This is a genomic window from Massilia sp. NBRC 108631, assembly GCF_059704565.1.
Genome location: NZ_BAAKJE010000295.1, coordinates 1 through 2,637, shown reverse-complemented (window position 1 = coordinate 2,637; position 2,637 = coordinate 1). Strand labels below are relative to the sequence as shown.

Below are 2,637 nucleotides of genomic sequence, written 5' to 3'. Positions count from 1 at the left end.
CCGGCATGGGCAAGGTCAACGGCAAGTTCGTGATCCTGCTGGACGCCAGCCAGGTGCTGTCGGTGGACGAAATCAGCGCGTTGGCGGCCGCATGACACCCGCCGCCATCAGCGACCATGAGTTCGCGCAGTTCCAGCGCTTCATATTCGACGCCGCCGGCATCACGATGGCGCCCAGCAAAAAGGCGCTGGTCAGCGGCCGCCTGTCCAAGCGCCTGCAGCACCACCGCGTGAGCTCCTACGGCGAGTACTTCAAGCTGCTGGCCAGCGGGCAGGCGCCCGGTGAAACGCAATTCGCAGTGGACCTGCTGACCACCAACGAGACCTACTTCTTCCGCGAGAACAAGCATTTCGACCTGCTGCGCAATGTGGCGCAGGAAGCGCGCGCGAGCGGCCAGGCCCTGCGCGTATGGAGCGCCGCCTGCTCCTCCGGCGAAGAACCGTACAGCATCGCCATGGTGCTGGCCGACGTGCTGGAACAGCAGCGCTGGGAGATCACCGCGTCCGACATCAGCAGCCGCGTGCTGCACAAGGCGCGCTTCGGCCACTATCCGATGGAACGCACCGGCAACATCCCGCGCAGCTACCTGCAGCGTTTCTGCCTGAAAGGGATGGACCAGTACGCGGGCACGCTGCTGGTGCAGCGGCCCTTGCGCCAGCGCGTGCAGTTCATGGAAGTAAACCTCAACGCGCCACTGCCGCAGCTGGGCAGCTTCGACGTGATCTTCCTGCGCAATGTGCTGATCTACTTCAGCGCCGCGACCAAGCGCCAGGTGGTGGCGCGCGTGGCGCAGCAGCTCAAGCCGGGCGGCTACCTGTTCATCGGCCACTCCGAAAGCCTGAACGACATCAACAGCGACGTGGCCATGCTGGCGCCGTCGATTTACCGCAAGCCCTGAGCGCTCGTCCCCGCGCGGACTCAGTAGGCGCCGTGCGGCAGCTGGTGGTCCAGGTCCAGAAACTGCTGCGTGAGCCAGCGGCCTGCCGGTCCCGGCTCCTCGTCGCCGCGATGGATCACGAACAGTGGATACTGGAACGCCTTGCCGTCCGCGATATCGAGCTGCACCAGGCGGCCGCTGGCCAGGTCGTCGTAGACCATGGCGTGCGGCATGCTGCCCCAGCCCAGCCCCCCGCGCAGCAGCGCGTGCTTGGACGCCAGGTCGCCCAGGCGCCAGTTGCGCAGTCCCAGCACGCCGAAGTCCTTGCCGGCGGTGAGCGAACTGCGGTCGGTGAGCACCAGCTGCATGTGGTCGCGCAGCGCCGAGACCGGGATCTTGCCCTCGATGTTAGCCAGCGGATGGTCTGGCGAACACACCGGCATCATCGTCACTTCGCCCGCCGCGCGGCGCTCGATGGCGTCCGGCGGCGCGATCACCCCGCCGCAGATGCCGATGTGGCACACCCGTTCCAGCACCAGCTGGGTCACCGCCCCCAGCGCCTCGGTGCGCAAGCGCATCGCCACGGTGGGGAACTGCTGCTGGAACTGGTTCAGGATACGCACCAGCAGGCAGGTGGGGAACATCACATCGACCACCAGCGACACTTCCGCCTCCAGCCCGGCCGACAGCGCCTTGGCGCGCGAGCGCATGCTGTCGACCTTCATCGACACGGCGCGCGCGTCGGCCAGCAAGGCGCGGCCGGCCTCGGTCAGGGTGGGTTTGCGGCTGCTGCGGTCCAGCAGCGCGATGTTGAGCTGGTCCTCCAGGTTGGCGATGGTGTAGCTGATGACGGACTGCGTGCGGTGCAGCGCGCGCGCCGCGTGGGCGAAGCCGCCATGGTCGATGACGGCGATGAACACGCGCAGCTGGTCCAGGGAAGGGTGGCCGGGGTCTCTCATGATCTAAAAAATCGATGCTATCGATTGAAATTTGCAGTATTTCATCGATACTAAACCCGTTCTATGATGCATGCAATCCCAACCGGGTCCCACTTGGGTTCCACATCTTGAAGGAGCAGCATCATGGCAAATGTACTTTATATCAACAGCAGCGTACGTAACTCCGGTTCCCTGTCGCGCCAGCTGTCGGCAGAATTCATCGCCAAATGGAAGGCCGCCAACCCGTCCGACACAATCGTCGAGCGCGACCTCGCCGCCCATCCCGTGCCGCACCTGACCGAGCAGATGATGGGCGCCTTCTTCACCCCGGCCGAAGCGCGCAATGCCGACCAGGCCCACACGGTGAAGATTTCCGACACGCTGGTGGCCGAAGTGCAGGCGGCGGACGTGATCGTGATCGGCGCGCCGATGTACAACTTCTCGGTCAGCTCCACGCTGAAAGCCTGGATCGACCACATCGCCCGCGCCGGCGTCACCTTCAAGTACACCGAAACCGGCCCGGTCGGCCAGTTGACCGGCAAAAAGGTCTACATCTTCACGGCCACCGGCGGCGTATACAGCGAAGGTCCGGCAGCCGGCTACGACCACCTGAGCACCTACCTGCGCGCCGTGCTGGGTTTCCTGGGCCTGACCGACATCACCTTCGTGCAAGCCGAAGGCGTGGCGCTGGGCGAGCAAGCCGTGGCCGACACCCTGGCCAAGACCCGCAAATCGATCGACGAACTGGTCGCCGCCTAAGCAAGCTGTGCCGCATCCTTCCTACTTCGGGGTCTGACCCCGAAGTAGGAAGGATGCGGCACA

At 65.1% G+C, this 2,637-nt stretch carries 3 protein-coding genes; 2 read left to right on the top strand and 1 reads right to left on the bottom strand.

What is annotated here, in order from left to right; genetic code table 11:
- Positions 1–91: 91 nt before the first annotated feature.
- Positions 92–898 (top strand): CheR family methyltransferase, encoded by an 807-nt coding sequence (locus AC6H42_RS31780; protein WP_057158936.1) that lies wholly within the window; start codon positions 92–94, stop codon positions 896–898.
- 20 nt (positions 899–918) lie between these two features.
- On the opposite strand, the gene AC6H42_RS31775 is transcribed toward AC6H42_RS31780, so the two are convergent.
- On the bottom strand, positions 919–1,836 hold the full coding sequence (locus tag AC6H42_RS31775) for a LysR family transcriptional regulator (RefSeq protein ID WP_057158935.1): 918 nt from the start codon (positions 1,834–1,836) through the stop codon (positions 919–921).
- 123 nt (positions 1,837–1,959) lie between these two features.
- On the opposite strand from AC6H42_RS31775, the gene AC6H42_RS31770 reads away from it, so the two are divergent.
- Positions 1,960–2,574 carry an FMN-dependent NADH-azoreductase gene (locus AC6H42_RS31770; protein WP_057158934.1) on the top strand — a complete coding sequence of 205 codons (615 nt, stop codon included), beginning with the start codon at positions 1,960–1,962 and terminating at the stop codon, positions 2,572–2,574.
- Positions 2,575–2,637: the final 63 nt, after the last annotated feature.